This is a genomic window from Salegentibacter sp. (genome assembly GCF_036568425.1).
Lineage (GTDB): Bacteria > Bacteroidota > Bacteroidia > Flavobacteriales > Flavobacteriaceae > Salegentibacter.
Window position 1 is genome coordinate 1 of record NZ_DATCSO010000072.1, and the last position, 18,464, is coordinate 18,464.

Below are 18,464 nucleotides of genomic sequence, written 5' to 3' on the forward strand. Positions count from 1 at the left end.
CGCTTTTTCTATTCTTCTTTGTATTTTAGCGCCCTGAATAAAACAACGCAACAAACACTTCACAAAATGGCCGAAACCAAGTATATTTTTGTCACTGGCGGCGTTTCTTCTTCACTGGGAAAAGGGATTATCGCAGCTTCACTGGCAAAATTACTGCAAGCCCGTGGGTTTAAAACCACTATTCAGAAGCTGGATCCTTACATCAATGTAGATCCGGGAACGCTCAACCCCTATGAACATGGGGAATGTTATGTAACCGACGATGGGGCGGAAACCGATCTCGATCTCGGTCATTACGAACGCTTTTTGAATGTGAATACTTCCCAGGCCAATAACGTAACCACTGGCCGGATTTACCAAAGTGTGATTGAGAAAGAACGCCGTGGTGAGTTTCTAGGAAAAACGGTACAGGTGGTACCGCATATTACCAACGAAATTAAGGAACGCATACAATTACTCGGCAATAATGGCGATTATGATATTGTAATCACAGAGATTGGCGGAACCGTAGGTGATATTGAATCGCTGCCTTACATCGAGGCCGTAAGACAGTTAAAATGGGAGCTTGGCGATGAGAACGCCCTGGTTATTCATTTAACCCTGGTGCCTTACCTGGCAGCGGCGGGAGAACTTAAAACCAAACCTACCCAGCACAGTGTAAAAACACTGATGGAAAGCGGAATTAAAGCCGATATCCTTGTTTGTCGCACAGAGCATGAACTCTCTGACGATATTCGACGTAAGCTGGCTATTTTCTGTAATGTTCGTCAGGAAGCGGTGATTCAAAGCATAGATGCCGACACCATTTACGATGTTCCCAATATGATGCTGGAGGAAGGATTGGATACCGTCACCCTGAAAAAATTAGGGCTCCCGGACGATACCACCCCTAAACTGGAGCGTTGGAATGAATTTCTTAAACGCCATAAAAATCCTAAGGCTGAAGTAAATATCGGTCTTATTGGGAAATATGTAGAACTTCAGGATTCTTATAAATCGATCCTTGAAGCTTTTATTCACGCCGGCGCCGAAAACGAGGTGAAGGTGAATGTGGAGAGCATACATTCAGAATTTATTAATGAAAATACCATTCACCATAAAATCGCTCATTTAGACGGAATACTGGTGGCTCCCGGATTTGGAGAACGCGGGATAGAAGGGAAAATAGACGCGGTGCGTTTTGCCCGGGAAAACAAGATCCCTTTTTTAGGAATCTGCCTGGGAATGCAAATGGCCGTTATTGAATTTGCCCGTAATGTATTACAATTAAAAGCTGCAAATTCTACTGAAATGGATCCGGAAACACAGCATCCGGTGATAGACCTTATGGAGGAACAGAAAAATATCACCCAAAAAGGTGGTACTATGCGACTTGGAGCCTGGGATTGTCATCTTTCTGAAGACTCCCTGATCTCCCGTATCTATGGAAAAGCAGATATAAAAGAACGACACCGACATCGTTTTGAATATAACAACAAATATAAGGAACACCTCGAAAAAGCCGGGATGCTAAGTACCGGGATCAACCCGGATACTGGGCTGGTAGAGGTAGTTGAACTTAAAGATCACCCCTGGTTTATCGGGGTGCAATATCATCCGGAATACAAGAGCACAGTAGCAAGCCCACATCCATTATTTGTGGACTTTATAAAAGCGGCGCTCACTTATTCAAAAAAGAAAAATTCTGCCAGCCTGGCACCTAATCAATAAATGGTCAGTTTTTTGACCTAAGGCAAGTTACAGTTAAAGAAAAACATGGAAGAAAAAAAGTTTGATGTTCAATCCTTAATCGGGTTTTTACTAATTGGGGGAATCTTACTGTGGATGTTGTATAACAACACCCCTACCGAAGAAGAATTAGAAGCTGAACAAAATACCGAACAGGTAGAAATCCCGGGGAATACCGATGCCAATGAGCCACCGGCCAGAACCGAAGCTACAGAAATTCAGGATTCTACCGCTATGGCGCAGGCCAGGGAACGTCTGGGAGCTTTCGGCTATTCTGCAGGACTGGCTTCTGCCGGGGATGAAAGCACTACCTTCTCCAACGATGTACTGGAGTTAGAAATAGAAAACAAAGGAGGAAGCATTTCTGAAGCGAGGCTACTCAATTTTAAAACCTACGATTCTATCCCGGTTTATTTAATAAAAGATGGTAACGCCTCTTTTAACCTTAATTTCACCACTACAGATGGTAGGGTTCTGGATACTCAAAATCTCTATTTTGAACCGGAAATAAGCCAAAATGGCGACAATAAGGTCCTTTCAATGAAACTCAAGGTTTCAGAAAACGAATTCCTGGAATATCGTTATGTATTGAAACCCGGTGAGTATATGCTGGATTTCAGCATTAGGTCCCAGGGATTAAACCGCGTCTTTAACCCTAACCAGGATATCGAGCTTGACTGGAAACTGAAAGGTTATCGCCACGCCAAAAGTATCTCTTACGAAAACCGATACACCGAACTTATCTATGAATATGATGACGGTGACGATGATTACCTGGGACAAGGCGATTTCACCGAGGATGAAGAAGAAAACATAACTTACGTAGCTTTCAAACAGCATTTCTTCACCTCTATCCTGCTTACTGACACCCCTTTTAAACGCGGTAAATTCACCTCAGAAAACCTGGTACAGGACGAAGAGGTAGATACCGTATACACCAAAGCTTTTACCGCCAGCATGCCACTTGAGCTAAACGGGGGTGAGCTTAACTATAATATGAACTGGTACTACGGACCAACAGATTACAAGATCCTTAACGATTACGATCGAAATCTAGATGAGGTCGTACCACTTGGATGGGGAATCTTTGGATGGATCAACCAACATATCTTTATTCCGTTTTTCAGCTTCCTGAGCGGGGTATTGCCCAGCTATGGGATTGCAATTATCGTAATGACCATTGTTGTTAGGATTGTTCTTTCTCCCGTGACCTATAAGTCCTATTTGTCTCAGGCCAAGATGAAGGTTTTAAGACCGGAGATCAATGAGCTTAACGAGAAGTACAAGGATAACGCGATGAAGAAGCAGCAGGAGACCATGAAGCTTTACAGCAAAGCGGGAGCAAGCCCTATGAGTGGGTGTTTGCCGGCCCTGATGCAGATTCCGGTTTTCTATGCCTTATTCCAGTTCTTCCCCAGTGCTTTTCAGTTAAGGCAAAAAGGATTCCTATGGGCAGATGACCTTTCGAGTTATGATACTATAGCCCAGTTACCATTTACAATTCCATTTTATGGCGACCACGTGAGTCTTTTCCCTATTCTGGCATCCATCGCGATCTTCATCTACATGATGATGACCACCGGCCAGAGTATGGCACAAACCCAGCAGCCGGGAATGCCTAATATGAAGTTTATAATGTATCTGTCTCCATTACTGATGTTGTTCTTCTTTAACAACTATGCCAGTGGACTTTCTTTATACTACTTCACCTCTAACCTTATTACCATCGGAATTATGCTGGTAATTAAATATGTGATTATTGACGAGGATAAGATCCACGCCAAGATCCAGGAGAATAAGAAGAAGCCTAAAAAACAAAACAGGTTTACCAAAAAGATGCAGGAAATGATGGAACAAGCCGAGGAACAGCAGAAACAAAAAGGCAAAAAATAGTTTAAATTTCTTCCAATAAGAAAAGCCCCTTCGCTCAAACGAAGGGGCTTTTTGCTATAAAGAAAGCCGATTATTATTCCTCCATCCCAGGTAAAATCACCGTATCAAGAACGTGTATCACTCCGTTGTTTGCCTGTACATCGGCAGCAACAACTGTAGCTGTTCTGTCATTTGCATCGGTAATTGTTACAGTATCTCCGAGGTTTACAGTGAAAGAATCCCCGTTAAGAGTTTCAACCATCATATCGTCGCTTAAGTCTGCCGAACGCACATTAACTTCAGTCACCACGTGATATGTCAGAACAGCAGATAGAGTTTCAGTTTGGATATCGCCCAGGCCAGCTACTTCAAGTTCATCTAAGAGTGCAACAAAAGCATCATTTGTAGGAGCAAATACGGTAAAAGGGGCGGGTGAATCAGTCATTTGAAGAGTTTCTACAAAAGTAAATTCATCTTCACGGGTTAAAGCCTGCACAAGAATATCGAAAGTAGGATCGGCAGTAGCGAAATCTACAACATCAGGCAACCCAATTACTGCGTCTACCGCGTGAATAACTCCGTTGTCTACATCAATGTCAGCATTAGTAACTTCGGCCATCCCATTGATCATTACGCCATCTTCAGTATTAATATACATGCTCAAAGGTTCCTCAGAAGCCATTCCGGTAGCCATACTGCTAATATAGCCGGTAGCAAGATTAGAAGACATAATTACTCCGGCTTGCACGTGGTTAAGAAGCACTTCTCTTAAAAGGTCTTCGGGTACTTCATCCAGGCTAGCGAATCCGTTGTCAGATAAAAAAGTATTGAAGGCCGCATTGTTTGGTGCAAAAACGGTGTAATTTGCAGAGCCGTCAAGAGTTGAAGTTAATCCTGCAACTTCCAATGCTGCTGCAAGTGAAGAATAATTGTCGTTAGCAGCTACAAAATCGGCAATGGTGTTGGAGGGTACAATAACATCTCCTGCTTCATCGTCATCGCTGCACGAAATCAACCCCGTTACCAGTAAGGCGAAAAGAGCGAATTTTGAAATTTTTGAAATAAAAGCCATCTTTTTAAGTTTTTAAGTTATTGGGTAAAAGTACAGTAGACAAATCTATAATCTTGTTTAATATTTGTTAATTATGTTTAAACACAAGTTAATTTATTTTTTGTTAATTCTATGCTCTCCCCTGTTTGCCCAGGAGAAGATCAATCAAACTGATGAACAGGGGCGGCGGCACGGCCCATGGAAAGTTAATTTCGAAGGAACGAATGAGGTTAAGTTTGAAGGAAACTTTCTACACGGAAAAGAAACCGGGAAATTTAAGTTTTATAAAAAAGGTTTTCAGGAGCACCCAACTGCAATAATGGAATTTCAGGATGCCGAAACTGCTCAAGCCACGTATTATACACAAGACGGTAAACCCATTAGTCAGGGCATGATGAAAAATAAGCAAAGGAAAGGCACCTGGGTATATTTCCACAATAAATCGGAAGACACCATGATGACAGAAAATTATTCTGAAGGTAAACTTAACGGGCTCCAGATCACCTACTTCCCTGATGGTATCACAGCCGAAAAAACCGAATATAAGCACGGCAGAAAACATGGTAAAAGTTTAATTTATGGCAGGAACGGACAGGTTCTCCAGCACTTAAACTACAAAAATGGGGAGCTTCATGGCCCGGCGAGCTATTATAATGCCGTAGGCGAAAAACTCATTGAAGGCCAGTACTACGAAGACAGGAAAACCGGAAACTGGCGCTACTTTAATGACGGAAATTTAGAAAAAGAAAAAGACCATTAGAATCTAAAATTTTTATATTTATACCACTAAACTCAAAATGTTATGAAAAAAATTATTGCCTTATTAGCCGTAGTTATGATGTTTACTGCCTGTGACAGTGATGACGATGTTAACGACGGAGAAGACCCGATCCTGGGCACCTGGTTTGTTGTAGACTTAGAGAATGCTTATAGTGATGATGAATTAAGTGAATGTAATATGAATTCGAATATTACTTTTCACGCCGACAATACCGCAGATTCTGAATTCTATGAGGAAGTTCAGGGTGAATGTGTGTTCGAGGCCGAAACAGCAGGCTGGGAAAGAAACACTAACGGTCAATACACCTTCGAGTTACCCTTTTTCGGAAGGCAGACAGGGGACGTAGAATTTATGGGAAGTAACCAGTTCAAATTTTCGGTTCCAGCAATGCCTGGAGTAAGCATCACTTTCGAGAAATAATTCAGATCGATTGGATACCTATAGGGGTGGCTTTAGCCACCCTTTTTTATTGGTGCTGAAATAAGAAAGCTTTATACTTATAATATTCAATATCTCTTATATTTCGTAATTTTGCAGCCTGCTTTCCGACTTTCTCTGCGGAAAGAAAACAAAATGAGCTTAATGAAAAAGAAAGTTGTAGTAGGTTTATCGGGCGGAGTGGATTCCAGCGTTTCTGCATATCTTTTGCAGCAGCAAGGCTATGAGGTGATTGGGCTTTTTATGAAGAACTGGCACGACGATACGGTAACTATCTCTGATGAATGCCCCTGGCTGGACGATAGCAATGATGCCATGATGGTAGCTGAGAAACTCAGCATCCCTTTCCAAACAGTAGATCTTAGCGAGCAATATAAGGAGCGTATCGTAGATTATATGTTCAATGAGTATGAAAAAGGCCGTACTCCCAACCCAGATGTACTTTGCAACCGCGAGATCAAATTCGATGTTTTTATGAAGATCGCTCTTTCCCTGGGCGCCGATTATGTGGCTACCGGCCATTATTGCCGAAAAGGAGAATTTGAGAAAGACGGAGAAACCATTTATCAGTTGCTTTCGGGAAAAGATAATAATAAGGACCAGTCTTATTTCCTTTGCCAGCTTACGCAGGAACAGCTTTCAAAGACCCTCTTCCCTATCGGGGAATTACAAAAATCTGAAGTTCGTGAAATCGCTGCGGAACAGGAGCTGGTCACTGCCGATAAGAAGGACTCTCAGGGTCTTTGTTTTATAGGAAAAGTTCGCTTACCGGATTTCCTTCAGCAAAAACTTCAGCCAAAAGAAGGTGATATCGTGGAGGTAGAAGCCAATGAAGAATTATATAAAACCAAAACTCCTTCTTTCAGCAACAAACAGGAGGAATTAGACTTTCTTTCCCAAAAGTATAAATATACTACTCAGGATGGTAAAGTAGTAGGCAAACACCAGGGTGCCCATTATTTTACAAAGGGCCAGCGAAAAGGTCTTGCCGTAGGTGGCACTCCGGAACCTCTCTTTGTTATAGACACCGATGTTGATGAAAACGTAATCTATACCGGCCAGGGCAAAGATCACCCCGGAATTTACAGAAGTGGCCTTTTTATCCATAGTGAAGAAGTACACTGGGTACGGGAAGACCTCGCTATTAATCCTGAGGAAACCCTGGAGGTAATGGCAAGGATTCGCTACAGACAGCCGCTTCAGAAAGCAAGACTTCATCAAACCGAAAAAGGAATGTACATTGTTTTTGAGGAACCCCAGGCTTCTATTACCGAAGGACAATTTGTTGCCTGGTATGATGGAGAAGAATTATTAGGTTCGGGGGTTATTTCTTAAATTCGGGAAAAATTAAGCAATGCCTGAAAACAAAATCACCTCACTTTTCAATATAAAATACCCGCTTATTCAGGCGGGAATGATCTGGGCCAGCGGGTGGAGACTTGCCAGTACAGTAAGCAATGCCGGTGGACTTGGCATCATTGGCTCGGGTTCTATGTATCCTGATGTCTTAAGAGAACACATTCAGAAGTGTAAAAATGCCACCGATAAACCTTTCGCGGTTAATGTACCTATGCTCTATCCTGAAATTGAAAAATTAATGGAGATCATCGTAGAAGAAGGTGTTAAAATCGTTTTTACTTCTGCGGGTAATCCTAAGGTGTGGACAAAGCATTTACAGGAAAAAGGAATTAAGGTGGTACATGTTGTGAGCAGTGTAAAATTCGCTCTGAAATCGGAGGAGGCCGGTGTAGACGCCGTGGTTGCCGAAGGTTTTGAAGCAGGCGGTCATAACGGTCGTGATGAAACCACCACTTTTACGCTAATCCCAATGGTAAAGGAAAAAATAAAAATACCGCTTATCGCTGCAGGCGGGATTGGTACAGGCAAGGGAATGCTGGCGGCAATGGTTCTTGGTGCGGATGCCGTGCAGGTAGGGAGTCGTTTTGTGGCTAGCCCTGAAGCCTCTTCCCATCCCAATTTCAAGGAAATGGTGGTAAAGGCCGGCGAAGGGGATACTATCTTAACACTAAAGGAGCTCGCTCCGGTTAGATTACTCAAGAACAAATTTTATCAGGATATAGAAAGATTGTACCAGGATTCACCTTCCAAAGAAGACCTTATTGCCTTATTGGGCAGAGCCAGGGCTAAAAAAGGAATGTTTGAAGGAGACCTGGAGGAAGGAGAACTGGAAATTGGGCAAATAGCAGGGCTCATTCACGAAATAAAACCTGCGGCAGAGATCGTTAAAGAAATGATTGAAGAGTTTGAAAGAGCTAAAGCAGAAGTAGCACAGCTTTAATCACCGTAGGCACTTAGTTTTTTTAGTTCTTCTTTTATAAATTTTCTCCATTTGGCCTCGGCCTCTTTATCGGTGCTGTGTTTAGTTTCTAAATCAAACAAATTCTGCATCGTCACTCTATCTTTTTCGATACCTTCATATATGCGATTCAAATCCCGTCTAATGTTTCTACCTAGTTCATATTCATCGATAGCTTTACGAAGTTTACGGGCATAGAGTTCTGAAATATCAAAATGCAGTTGCTCATGCCCCAGGAGATAATCGTCTTCTTTCCCTGGCTTTACCCAGGAAAGCTGAGGAAAGAAATTGGTAATCACCTCATACTTCAACACCGGTTGACCACTTTCGGTGCTATAACTCCAGGAAAAAGAAATCCCAGAATTGGTGTTTGCTTCAAAGGCTACCCCCTGCTTTGGAGTAGCTTTAAAATCGGCCCATGAAAGTTTAAGACCCTCTTCCCATTCAATTTTCTCCTCTTTTTGGGAAAAGGAATTTTCCACAGCAAAAAGCAAAAGAATGAAAAAAAAGATCTTTTTCATTCTGAAGAGTATTTAAAGCTGATGATCTTTTCAATATCGGGATGCAGACTTTGTAAAACAGGGCAGGTTCTGGCGGTATGTTCCAGTATTTTGGTCTGTTTTTCAGAATAAACCAAAGGGAAATACAAGTTCACCTCAATCTTAGAAATACGTCTTGGGCTTTCAGCCATAGTTTTCGTTACTTCCGCCCTGGAGCCTTCCAGTTTGACACCTATCTCCTCTGCTTTGATCCCCATCATAGTGACCATACAGGTTGCAAGGGCAGTCGCTACTGTATCGGTTGGAGAAAAAGCTTCTCCCTTCCCGTGATTATCTATCGGTGCATCGGTAGTCATCCTGGACCCGCTTTGTAGATGTTCGGCTTCTGTTCTCAGATGGCCTTTGTAAACTACTTTTGATGTCATTATTCTACCGTGCTAAGGGTTAAATCTTCATTTAACCTCATAATATAAACAGCCTCGTTATGATAACCACCTCTGTCTCCTTTGATATAATAGAACTTATTTTCGTTGTATTCGGTATAGCCCAGGTGATCCTCGAAGGAGGCATACAAATTTTCAGCCGAAGCCAATCTCAGTAGTATATCCAAAGTGAGATCATAACCTCTAACGGCATATTGATTGGGTTCTACTCCATATTTTTCGGTATATTCCTCAATAAATTCCCTGGATATTTCCCTGTTGTATTCCCGGTCTACCGAAGGATAATGAAGATTCAATCGTGCAAGGTGGTTGTTGGAAACATTGAAGTTATCGTAGGTACTATTCTTATCAGTAGTTAACAAGGTTATATCCCGGTCTCTTGCGAGGCGATTTAAGCCGGAAGTAACACTACTAATAACGCCCACACTTGAAGATTCAAGAACAACCCAGTTTTCCCGTTCTTCTACCAGAGATTCATCCAGGTTTTCTGCAGTTATATTTCCATTAGAAGGAGTTATGACCCGCGCTGTTGGGAAAATACTTCTCAATTGCTCTTTAACCTGATAAGCCTGTCCATCAGCTATGATTACAATATTTTTGGTTCCGGCATTCTCTTTTAGATAATCCAACATGGCCTTCCGAAGCATCTCATCGGTAGGTCTACTCTGGAACAGGTTATCAAATGGTTTCATTGCCCTGTTGGATAATGGGTTTATCACCGGAATTCCTCTGGGTTCCAATCTGGCAGCTGCAGCCTCAGTGGTACTTTGCAGAAATGGTCCGATAACCGCATCAACATTATCAAAATTATTAGTGTTGATAATATTCACTACCTCGCCGGCATTCTGACGGGTATCGTAGGTACGTAAGCTGGAGGAGATCCCTAGTTCTTTTGCCTCTTCCACAGCCATTAAAGCGCCGCCATAAAAATCAAGGGAGATACGAAGAATTCTTTCATTTTCAATAGCCATTTTGTAATCATGGATAGAATCTGACTCAATCTTATGCAGATTAAACGGGAGCATAAGGGAAATTACCTTGGTTTTATAATTACGAATTTCCTTTTCCAGGTCAAGTTTTTCAGAGGCCAGGGCTTCTTTTTCAAGTTGATCCCGATCATTTAAGATTTCGTTTTCAGAGGAAGCAAAATCGTCTTTTCTCTGATCTTTATTCGGAACTTTTAAAACCATCCCTGTTTTAAGTCCGTCCTCCAGAGCAGGATTCAAAGCGACCAGGGAATCCTGTGCGACTTCAAATCTCCTTGAAAGGCTATAGAGCGTCTCTTTAGGTTGTACCTCGTAGAATTCAAATTTATCATCGGTAAGGATCACCGGTTGGTCCAGCACCTTGGTTCCCACCCTCAGCATAATTCCCGGTTGCAATACGTCAACTTTAGGATTAAGAGCTTCCAGTTCCTTAACGGTAAGTCCGTATTTGCGGGCGATGCCATACTTGGTTTCCTTAGGAAGTACCACATGTTCCCGGGTATCGGGGATTTGGTTCTTAATATCAGTATTTACCCTTCTTTCGGAGCTAGCTGGAGCTTTTTCTCTTTCTCCCACCGGAATTCTCACCTCTTCCCCGGTACGTAATTCCACCGAATACAAATGAGGATTATATCGCTTTATATCCTCTATACTCACCTCATATTGTTTTGAAAGGCTATACAGGGTTTCTTTTCTTGCTACTTTATGGGTTCTGAAACTTACATCTTCACCTGCTTTTGTAGAAGCTTTCGCCTGGCTAATTGGAATTACCAATTTTGAAGACACCTCTATCCCGTTCCGGGCATCCGGATTATATTTATAAATAGCTTCTTCACTGATGTTATATGATTTCGCTATGCTATAAACTGTCTCTCCAGGCTTTATTTCATGATACTTATACTCCTGGCCTATGGCAGAAGCAGTAAATAACTGAAAAGCAAAGAACAAAACTAAAAGGTATCTCATATCCATTATTTTAATCAGATTTAAAGCCTATTCCCATTCAATAGTCGCCGGAGGTTTAGAACTTATATCATATACTACTCTATTAACGCCTTTAACCCGATTTATTATGGTATTAGAGGTTTTTTGCAAAAATTCATAGGGCAGGTTTACCCAATCGGCAGTCATCCCATCGGTAGATTCTACCGCTCTCAGGGCCACCACCTTTTCGTAAGTTCTTTCATCTCCCATAACACCTACCGAGCTCACCGGCAACAGTATCGCGCCTGCCTGCCATACTTTATCATATAACATCCAGTCTCTTAATCCCTGGATAAAAATATGATCTACTTCCTGCAAGATGCGCACCTTTTCGGCAGTAATATCTCCAAGGATCCTTATGGCCAGACCGGGACCTGGAAAAGGATGTCTTCCCAGCAATTCCTTATCTATCTCAAGCTCTGCGCCCACTCTCCTAACTTCATCTTTAAAGAGCATTTTAAGAGGCTCCACGATCTTAAGTTTCATAAAATCGGGAAGGCCTCCCACATTATGATGCGACTTGATAGTTGCTGAAGGTCCTCCGCTTACCGAAACCGACTCGATTACATCAGGATAAATAGTTCCTTGTGCAAGGTAAGTCACGTCTTTAATTTCGTGAGCCTCGTCATCAAATACTTCAATAAAAGTATTTCCTATGGCTTTACGTTTTGCTTCGGGTTCGCTAATACCTTCAAGGGCTTTCAGAAATCGTGCCGAAGCATCCACTCCCTTTACATTAAGCCCCATATCCTTATACTGGTGCAGGACACTTTCAAATTCATTCTTGCGAAGAAGTCCGTTATTCACAAAAATACAGTAAAGGTTCTTCCCTATGGCTTTATGCAGAAGTACCGCTGCAACACTGGAGTCAACTCCACCACTAAGGCCCAGAACCACCTTATCGTCTCCTATTTTTTCTTTTAATTCAGAAACCGTAAGATCAACGAATTTCCCCGGAGTCCAGGTTTGAGCAACTCCTGCAATTTTTACCAGGAAGTTCTCCAGCAACTGTTTCCCGTCTGTAGAATGATAAACTTCCGGGTGAAACTGAATAGCGAAAGTCTCTTCCCCTTCGATACGGTAGGCGGCATTCAGCACGTCGGTAGTGCTGGCCAGGCGAACGCTGTGCTCCGGAAGTTCTTTAATGGTATCACTATGACTCATCCATACCTGTGAATTTTCCAAGATATCTTCAAACAGCGGTTCGGCATCTTTAATCACAGAAAGATTGGCTCGACCATATTCGCGGGTTTCAGAAGCTTCCACTTTCCCTCCATGGAACTGGGCCAGGTACTGTGCACCATAGCAAACAGCCAGCATTGGTTTCTTTCCGCGAATTTGAGAAAGATCGGGATGTGGGGCATTTTCTGCCCTTACAGAAAAGGGACTCCCCGAAAGGATAACTGCCTTAAATTCTGAAAGATCTTTTGGAATTTTGTTGTAGGGGTGAATTTCGCAGTAGATATTTAGTTCTCTAACGCGCCTTGCAATAAGCTGCGTATACTGCGAACCGAAGTCTAAAATAAGTACGTTTTGTTGCATAGGCAAAAGTAATAATTTGAGGCAAAAATAAAATAACCAGCGACTTTATTTTCTATCTTTATTCTGAACAACATCATAATATTAATGAAATACCAAAGTGCTTCGGGTAAAAAAAAACCGCATCATTTATAATGCGGTTAAATTGAGAATAAGTAGCTCACAAATTTTAAAATTTATGAGCTCTTCTTTTTATTTCAAGGTATCCAGGATCATATCGATATCTTTTTCTGTAGTATCAGGATTTATGAAACAGAATCGTACCACGGTCTCCCCCTTCCAGATGGTTGGAGTTACCAGTGCAAAACCTTCCCGGTGATTTTTATAAGTCCAGTCCCGATACATTTCAGGAGTCCAGCCTTTTCTTTTGAATAAGACAACCGATAGACTCGAAGGCCGCACCAATTCAAAATGAGCGTCATCCTTAACTTTCTTTTCGGCTATCTTGGCGAGTTCGATACCCCGCTCAATAGCCTGCCGGTATTTGTTGGTGCCGTGCATAGCCAGGGAAAACCAAAGCGGCATCCCACGTACCCTTCTGGTAAGCTGTATCTGGTAATCAGCCGGATTGAAACCATGGGCACCTTCATCTTTAAAGATTTCAAGATAAGCTCCTTTTTGAGAATGGGCATTTTTTGCCAATTCCATATCCTTGTATATTACCGCCCCACAATCGTATGGTGAAAAAAGCCATTTATGAGGATCTATGGTGATACTATCAGAGCGTTCTATTCCTTTAAACAAATCCCTAACCGATAGCGCAGCCAAGGCTCCTCCACCATAGGCACAGTCTACGTGAAGCCATATACTCTCTTTTTCACATACATCGGCAATGGTATTCAGTTCGTCAATAATTCCGGCGTTGGTTGTGCCTCCGGTAGCCACTACGGCAAAAAGCCGTTTTCGGTCATTCTTACTAAGCTTATCGACGGTATTCTGCAATTCGGCACCTGTAAGATGCTCATCTTCACAATCGGCCAGAATCACATCGGCATCCATAACCTTTGCCATAGCCTTTATGGAACTATGGGCACCACTGGAGGTGATAAGCAAAGCTTTGAGATCTTCATTTTCAGCTTCCCTGCTGCGCCATTCTTCTCGGGCTGTAACTAATGCCGAAAGATTTGCAGCTGTACCTCCACTGGTAAAGACTCCAAATGAGTCATGGGGAAGACCGGTAAGGGAGACCAACCATTTCATCGCCTGGTTTTCACAGAAAATTCCGCCGGCACCCTCCATCCAGTAAGCCCCGTGAATACTGGAAGCCGATGTTACCAAATCGAACATGATAGCCGCCCTTGTAGGAGCTGCAGGAACAAAAGCCAGGTGTCTCGGATGGTCTATAGGCACAGTAGCTTTTACCAGTACGTCTCTGAATAACTGGAAGGCGGTCTCACCTCCAATGCCTTCAGGAGTTATGGTTTGCCCGACAATCCGGAATAAATCTTCTTCTTTTTTAGGTGCTCCCATTTCAGGAGTTACATTAGAAATACGATCTATGGTATATTTCATGACATCCAGGGTCATTTCTACCAGATCCATATCTATGGTATGCATTCTGTTATTTTCCAAAAGTCAGTATTTTAAATTCAGCCTCTAAAGGGTTTAATTCTTTTAATAAGGTTAATATCAATTCTTCACCATATGCTACATAGAGTTCAGAAAAATTGGTTTGTCTTTCCTGCAGGCTCTGGTTGGGAAACAAACTGTTCTGTAATTCGGCTATGCGATGCACATGGTCTTCCAGTTTTCGTTTTTGAGCTTTGAGGAGCCGTTTTTCCAGGTTCTCAAGACCTTTCAACTGCTTAACCTCCTGGGCCTTTACCGCACCCAAAAATGATTTATCAGTCTGTTCGGCTATCTCATATAAATGCTGAAATTGCTTTACCAAATGCTCTTTCTGAGGTGAAAAGTCTATATCGATGTTGGAGATCTGTCTTACTTTTCTATTGATGAGCTCGTGTGGTTTTAAAAAGAGCTCCTTTATCGTAATATTTAGCTTCTCCCGTTTTTCATTGATCTTTTCATTCTGAATTAAAGCCGAGTTTCGCAGTAATAAAACCGGGAAAGGCACTTTTTCGGCTTCAAAATAATCTTTTAGCTCGAGCCAGTATGCCAGTTCTCCTCCACCTCCAATGTAACAAAGGTTGGGCAGAATCACTTCCTGATAAAGCGGCCTAAGCATCACATTGGGGCTAAAGCGCTGCGGGTATTCTTCGAGTTCTTTTAGGATTTCCTCTTTACTCCATTCAATTTCAGTATCATTAACAAAATAGCGGCCTTCGCGTTCTATTATGCGCTCCCTCAAACCATTATGAAGATAAAACAGGTTGATCTCCCTGGGGTTTACCTGTACATTATAGCCCAGGTCGCTCAGGGCTTCAGTTTTGGGAAGCGTGGCCTTATGTGAAACTTGTTCGGTAAGTTCTCTTTGGGCATAAGGAATAAAGAGTTCTTTTAATTCCTTTTTCTGTCCATCCAGGATTACGAGTCCCTGTTCTTTAAAGAGTTCGTTGGCAAGATATCTGGTGGCATCGGTAAGCTTTTCGTGCTCCAGGTAAGCTTTCTTAAACAACTCCTTAAGATGTTCAGCATTTATCCCGCCTCCAATTTCAGCTGAAAAAAGTTTATATACTTCCTCAAGACCATTAGTGGAAAGATTTCCTACCGCGTCTCGTCCCGCTCTTACCTCAGCATTAACCCACTTGAATTTTTTGCCATGGAGATTAAAAAAGCTGATTTCTTCAAAATCGTGATCTTCGGTGGCCATCCAGTAAACAGGTACAAACTCATATTCCGGATATTTTTCTTTTAAAATTTTAGTGAGATTAATCGTGGAAACGATCTTGTAAAGAAAATAAAGAGGGCCGGTAAAGAGATTAAGCTGATGCCCTGTTACCACCGTGAAAGTGGTTTCTTCGGCAATTTTATTAATGTTTTTGGCAGTAGCAGCTGAAACACTGATTTCAGCGTATTGCTCCTTCAAACTTTGCACCAGGACCTCCCTGTTTTTTACAGGAAAGGAAGTTTTTTCCTCTATTTGGGCTTTAAAATTCTCAATTTCAGGGAAGCGATTGTAAAACGGCTTCAATTTTTCCTTTTGGGCCAGGTAATCTAAAATAAGATCAGAAAAATAGTTGGTTTCTATATACGGGATACACTCGGTTGGCATTAGCAATTCTTTGGTGGTGTAAAGATACCCAGATTAATATTTTTTCGGCTAATTTTTAGTTTATTTGGTTCCGAACGCTATCTTTACTTCTGTTTGTATTCCTCAAAATTAATAAATGAAAACAATTCTACTTCCTTTCCTCCTCCTATTTTTCGTATTTCAGACCTATGCTCAACTTCAGAGCCCCTCCGACTTTCTGGGTTACGAATTGGGAACGCAATTTAGCCGCCACGCAGATGTGGTGAATTATTTTGAACACCTTGCCAAAGAATCTCCTCTGATAGCATACCACAGCTATGGAAAAACCAATGAACGCCGACCGCTTACCTATGCAATAGTTTCTTCAGAAGAAAACATCAGAAACCTGGAACAGATAAGAAACCGGCACCTGGACAATGCCAGAAACGAAGCGGAGGCCGATATTGCCATCGTTTGGCTCAGTTATAATGTGCATGGAAATGAAGCTTCCGGTACCGAGGCTTCTATGAAAACGCTCTATACGCTTATCACCGAAAAACAGGATTACCTGGAAAACACCGTGGTGATCATAGATCCCACGGTTAATCCCGATGGCCGCGATCGCTATGTCAACTGGTACAATCAGGTAAAGGCCGAACCTTATAATACTTCTCAGGCTGCCATTGAGCATAACGAGCCCTGGCCGGGTGGAAGACCCAATCACTACCTTTTTGATCTAAACCGCGACTGGGCCTGGGCGACACAAATTGAAACCCGGGAAAGGCTGAAGGTTTATAATAAATGGTTGCCTCACGTGCATGTAGATTTCCATGAACAAGGAATGAACGAACCTTATTATTTTGCACCTGCTGCAGAGCCATTTCACGAGATCATAACTCCGTTTCAGCGCGAATTTCAATCCGAGATCGGGAAGAACCACGCTCGTTATTTTGATGAAGAAGCCTGGTTATACTTTACTAAAGAACGTTTTGACCTGTTATACCCTAGCTATGGGGACACCTACCCGACTTATATGGGAGCTATCGGGATGACCTACGAGCAGGCCGGCCATGCAGGACTTGGCATCAATACCGATGAAGGTTACACACTTACCCTAAAAGACCGGGTGGAGCATCATCACACCACGGGATTATCTACAGTGGAGATAGCTTCTAATAATGCAAAACGCCTGAATAAAGAATTTAAAAGCTTTTTTGACAACAGCCAACTCGAAAATAAATCTTATGTATTGAAAGGAAATCCGGATAAGATCGATGCCTTAAGAAGCCTGTTGGACAGGCACGAAATTGAATATGGGCAGACAAGTTCAAGCCGGATAAGCGGTTATGATTATGTTCAAGGAAAAAAGGGAAATTTCACGCCTGAAGAAAACAACCTGGTCGTAAACACCAATCAGCTAAAAGGAAAAATGGTTGATGTTTTATTTGAACCCTCTACTAAGCTCGTAGACTCCTTAACCTACGATATTACTGCCTGGAGCCTGCCTTACGCTTACGGGCTTGATGCCGTGGCCAGCAAAAGACAGGTTTCTGCGGAACAAATAGCTAACAGGCCAGAGATCAAAAACACTCCACAAGCCTCAGGAACGGGTTATGTATCTAAATGGAACTCTGTGCAGGATGCCCAATTTCTCGCAGCCTTGCTGAAGGAAGATATAAAGGTAAGATTCAGTGAAGTGCCTTTTGAAAATGACAATAAAAAATTTGACCGGGGAAGCCTCGTAATCACCAAAAGCGACAATAAAAACCTGGAAGATTTTGATAAAAAAGTGAGCAGGATCGCTGATGAACACCAGCGGGAATTATTGGCGGCAAAAACCGGCTTTGCAGGCAGTGGCCCCGATTTTGGTTCGCCTGAGATCAAGCTGATCAACACCCCTGAAATTGCCGTGTTAAGAGGAAATGGCATCTCTTCGCTCAACTACGGGGAAATCTGGTATTTCTTCGAGCAGGAATTACAGTACCCAATCACTTCTATTAGTACCGATTATTTTTCAGGCATAGATTTATCCCAATTTGATATTCTGGTAATGCCGGAAGGAAATTACAGAAAACTTCTTGATGAAAGCGGATTTGATAATTTAAAATCCTGGATTCGCAGTGGAGGAAAAGTAATCGCCATAGGCCGTGCCGTAGGCGAATTTGCTGGTAAGAATTCCTTGAATCTAAAGGAAAACAAGACCGAAAAAGATACGGTTTCTCCAAACCTGATTCCTTATGCACAGCGGGAACGCGAAAGGGCGAAAAACCTCATCACCGGAAGTATCGTGAAAACCAAAATAGATAATACGCATCCCATGGCTTTTGGATATGGCGACACCTATTTCAGCCTGAAACTTAATAACCGAAGTTTTTCACTTTTAAACCAGGGCTATAATGTAGCTTATCTGGAAAAGCCTGAAGTAATCGCCGGCTTTGCAGGCAGCGATGCGATTAATAATCTCGAAAACTCGCTTGTATTCGGAGAAGAGCGACTGGGGAAAGGCAGCATTATTTATTTGGTTGACAATCCGCTGTTTAGAGGTTTCTGGCAAAATGGGAAGCTCTTTTTTGCGAATTCGATTTTCTTTGTCAACAATAACAAGTTTAGATTATAAGATTTTTTACTAACAGAATAACTACAAAACCCGGGGCTTCCCCGGGTTTTTATTTTTCAGAGGCCTATTCTACCTCAT

The 18,464-nt window shown here is 42.2% G+C and carries 14 protein-coding genes; 7 read left to right on the forward strand and 7 right to left on the reverse strand.

Features of this window, described 5'->3' with window-relative positions; genetic code table 11:
* The first annotated feature begins 66 nt into the window (after positions 1-66).
* Entirely contained in the window at positions 67-1,710 is a 1,644-nt protein-coding gene (locus VIM94_RS06870) for a CTP synthase (RefSeq protein ID WP_332038571.1), read from the forward strand.
* Positions 1,711-1,755: 45 nt separating this feature from the next.
* Positions 1,756-3,621 (forward strand): membrane protein insertase YidC, encoded by a 1,866-nt coding sequence (gene yidC, locus VIM94_RS06875; RefSeq protein WP_332038549.1) that lies wholly within the window; start codon positions 1,756-1,758, stop codon positions 3,619-3,621.
* A gap of 73 nt (positions 3,622-3,694) precedes the next feature.
* Here yidC and VIM94_RS06880 read toward each other — a convergent pair whose 3' ends face one another.
* Positions 3,695-4,672 (reverse strand): fasciclin domain-containing protein, encoded by a 978-nt coding sequence (locus VIM94_RS06880; protein WP_332038550.1) that lies wholly within the window; start codon positions 4,670-4,672, stop codon positions 3,695-3,697.
* A gap of 73 nt (positions 4,673-4,745) precedes the next feature.
* Between VIM94_RS06880 and VIM94_RS06885 the strand changes: the two genes are divergently transcribed.
* From VIM94_RS06885 to VIM94_RS06900, 4 genes are all read left to right on the forward strand, one after another.
* Positions 4,746-5,411: an aspartic peptidase gene (locus tag VIM94_RS06885; RefSeq protein ID WP_332038551.1), complete on the forward strand. Its 666-nt coding sequence runs from the start codon at positions 4,746-4,748 to the stop codon at positions 5,409-5,411.
* 42 nt (positions 5,412-5,453) lie between these two features.
* Positions 5,454-5,852, forward strand: a complete 399-nt coding sequence (locus VIM94_RS06890) for a lipocalin family protein (RefSeq protein WP_332038552.1) — start codon at positions 5,454-5,456, stop codon at positions 5,850-5,852.
* Positions 5,853-6,014: 162 nt separating this feature from the next.
* Entirely contained in the window at positions 6,015-7,205 is a 1,191-nt protein-coding gene (gene mnmA / locus VIM94_RS06895) for a tRNA 2-thiouridine(34) synthase MnmA (protein ID WP_332038553.1), read from the forward strand.
* 19 nt (positions 7,206-7,224) lie between these two features.
* Entirely contained in the window at positions 7,225-8,169 is a 945-nt protein-coding gene (locus tag VIM94_RS06900; protein WP_332038554.1) for an NAD(P)H-dependent flavin oxidoreductase, read from the forward strand.
* Here the strand turns inward: VIM94_RS06900 and VIM94_RS06905 are convergent.
* The 6 genes from VIM94_RS06905 to bshC all read right to left on the reverse strand — a co-directional run bounded on the left by VIM94_RS06905 (position 8,166) and on the right by bshC (position 15,811).
* Positions 8,166-8,708 carry a DUF922 domain-containing protein gene (locus VIM94_RS06905; protein WP_332038555.1) on the reverse strand — a complete coding sequence of 181 codons (543 nt, stop codon included), beginning with the start codon at positions 8,706-8,708 and terminating at the stop codon, positions 8,166-8,168. The two genes, VIM94_RS06900 and VIM94_RS06905, sit on opposite strands and share 4 nt — an antisense overlap.
* Positions 8,705-9,112: an OsmC family protein gene (locus VIM94_RS06910; protein WP_332038556.1), complete on the reverse strand. Its 408-nt coding sequence runs from the start codon at positions 9,110-9,112 to the stop codon at positions 8,705-8,707. The genes VIM94_RS06905 and VIM94_RS06910 overlap by 4 nt, the downstream gene beginning before the upstream one ends.
* On the reverse strand, positions 9,112-11,082 hold the full coding sequence (locus VIM94_RS06915; RefSeq protein WP_332038557.1) for an amino acid ABC transporter substrate-binding protein: 1,971 nt from the start codon (positions 11,080-11,082) through the stop codon (positions 9,112-9,114). Before VIM94_RS06915 ends, VIM94_RS06910 begins: the two co-directional genes overlap by 1 nt.
* A 27-nt stretch (positions 11,083-11,109) precedes the next feature.
* Positions 11,110-12,642: a glutamine-hydrolyzing GMP synthase gene (gene guaA / locus VIM94_RS06920; RefSeq protein ID WP_332038558.1), complete on the reverse strand. Its 1,533-nt coding sequence runs from the start codon at positions 12,640-12,642 to the stop codon at positions 11,110-11,112.
* Between the two features lie 189 nt (positions 12,643-12,831).
* Positions 12,832-14,196, reverse strand: coding sequence for a pyridoxal phosphate-dependent decarboxylase family protein (locus VIM94_RS06925; RefSeq protein ID WP_332038572.1), 1,365 nt, complete (start codon positions 14,194-14,196; stop codon positions 12,832-12,834).
* A 4-nt stretch (positions 14,197-14,200) separates the two neighbouring features.
* A complete protein-coding gene (gene bshC / locus VIM94_RS06930; protein WP_332038559.1) occupies positions 14,201-15,811 on the reverse strand; it encodes a bacillithiol biosynthesis cysteine-adding enzyme BshC in 1,611 nt (536 codons plus the stop codon).
* A 115-nt stretch (positions 15,812-15,926) separates the two neighbouring features.
* On the opposite strand from bshC, the gene VIM94_RS06935 reads away from it, so the two are divergent.
* A complete protein-coding gene (locus VIM94_RS06935; protein WP_332038560.1) occupies positions 15,927-18,386 on the forward strand; it encodes a M14 family metallopeptidase in 2,460 nt (819 codons plus the stop codon).
* The last annotated feature ends 78 nt before the right edge of the window (positions 18,387-18,464 follow it).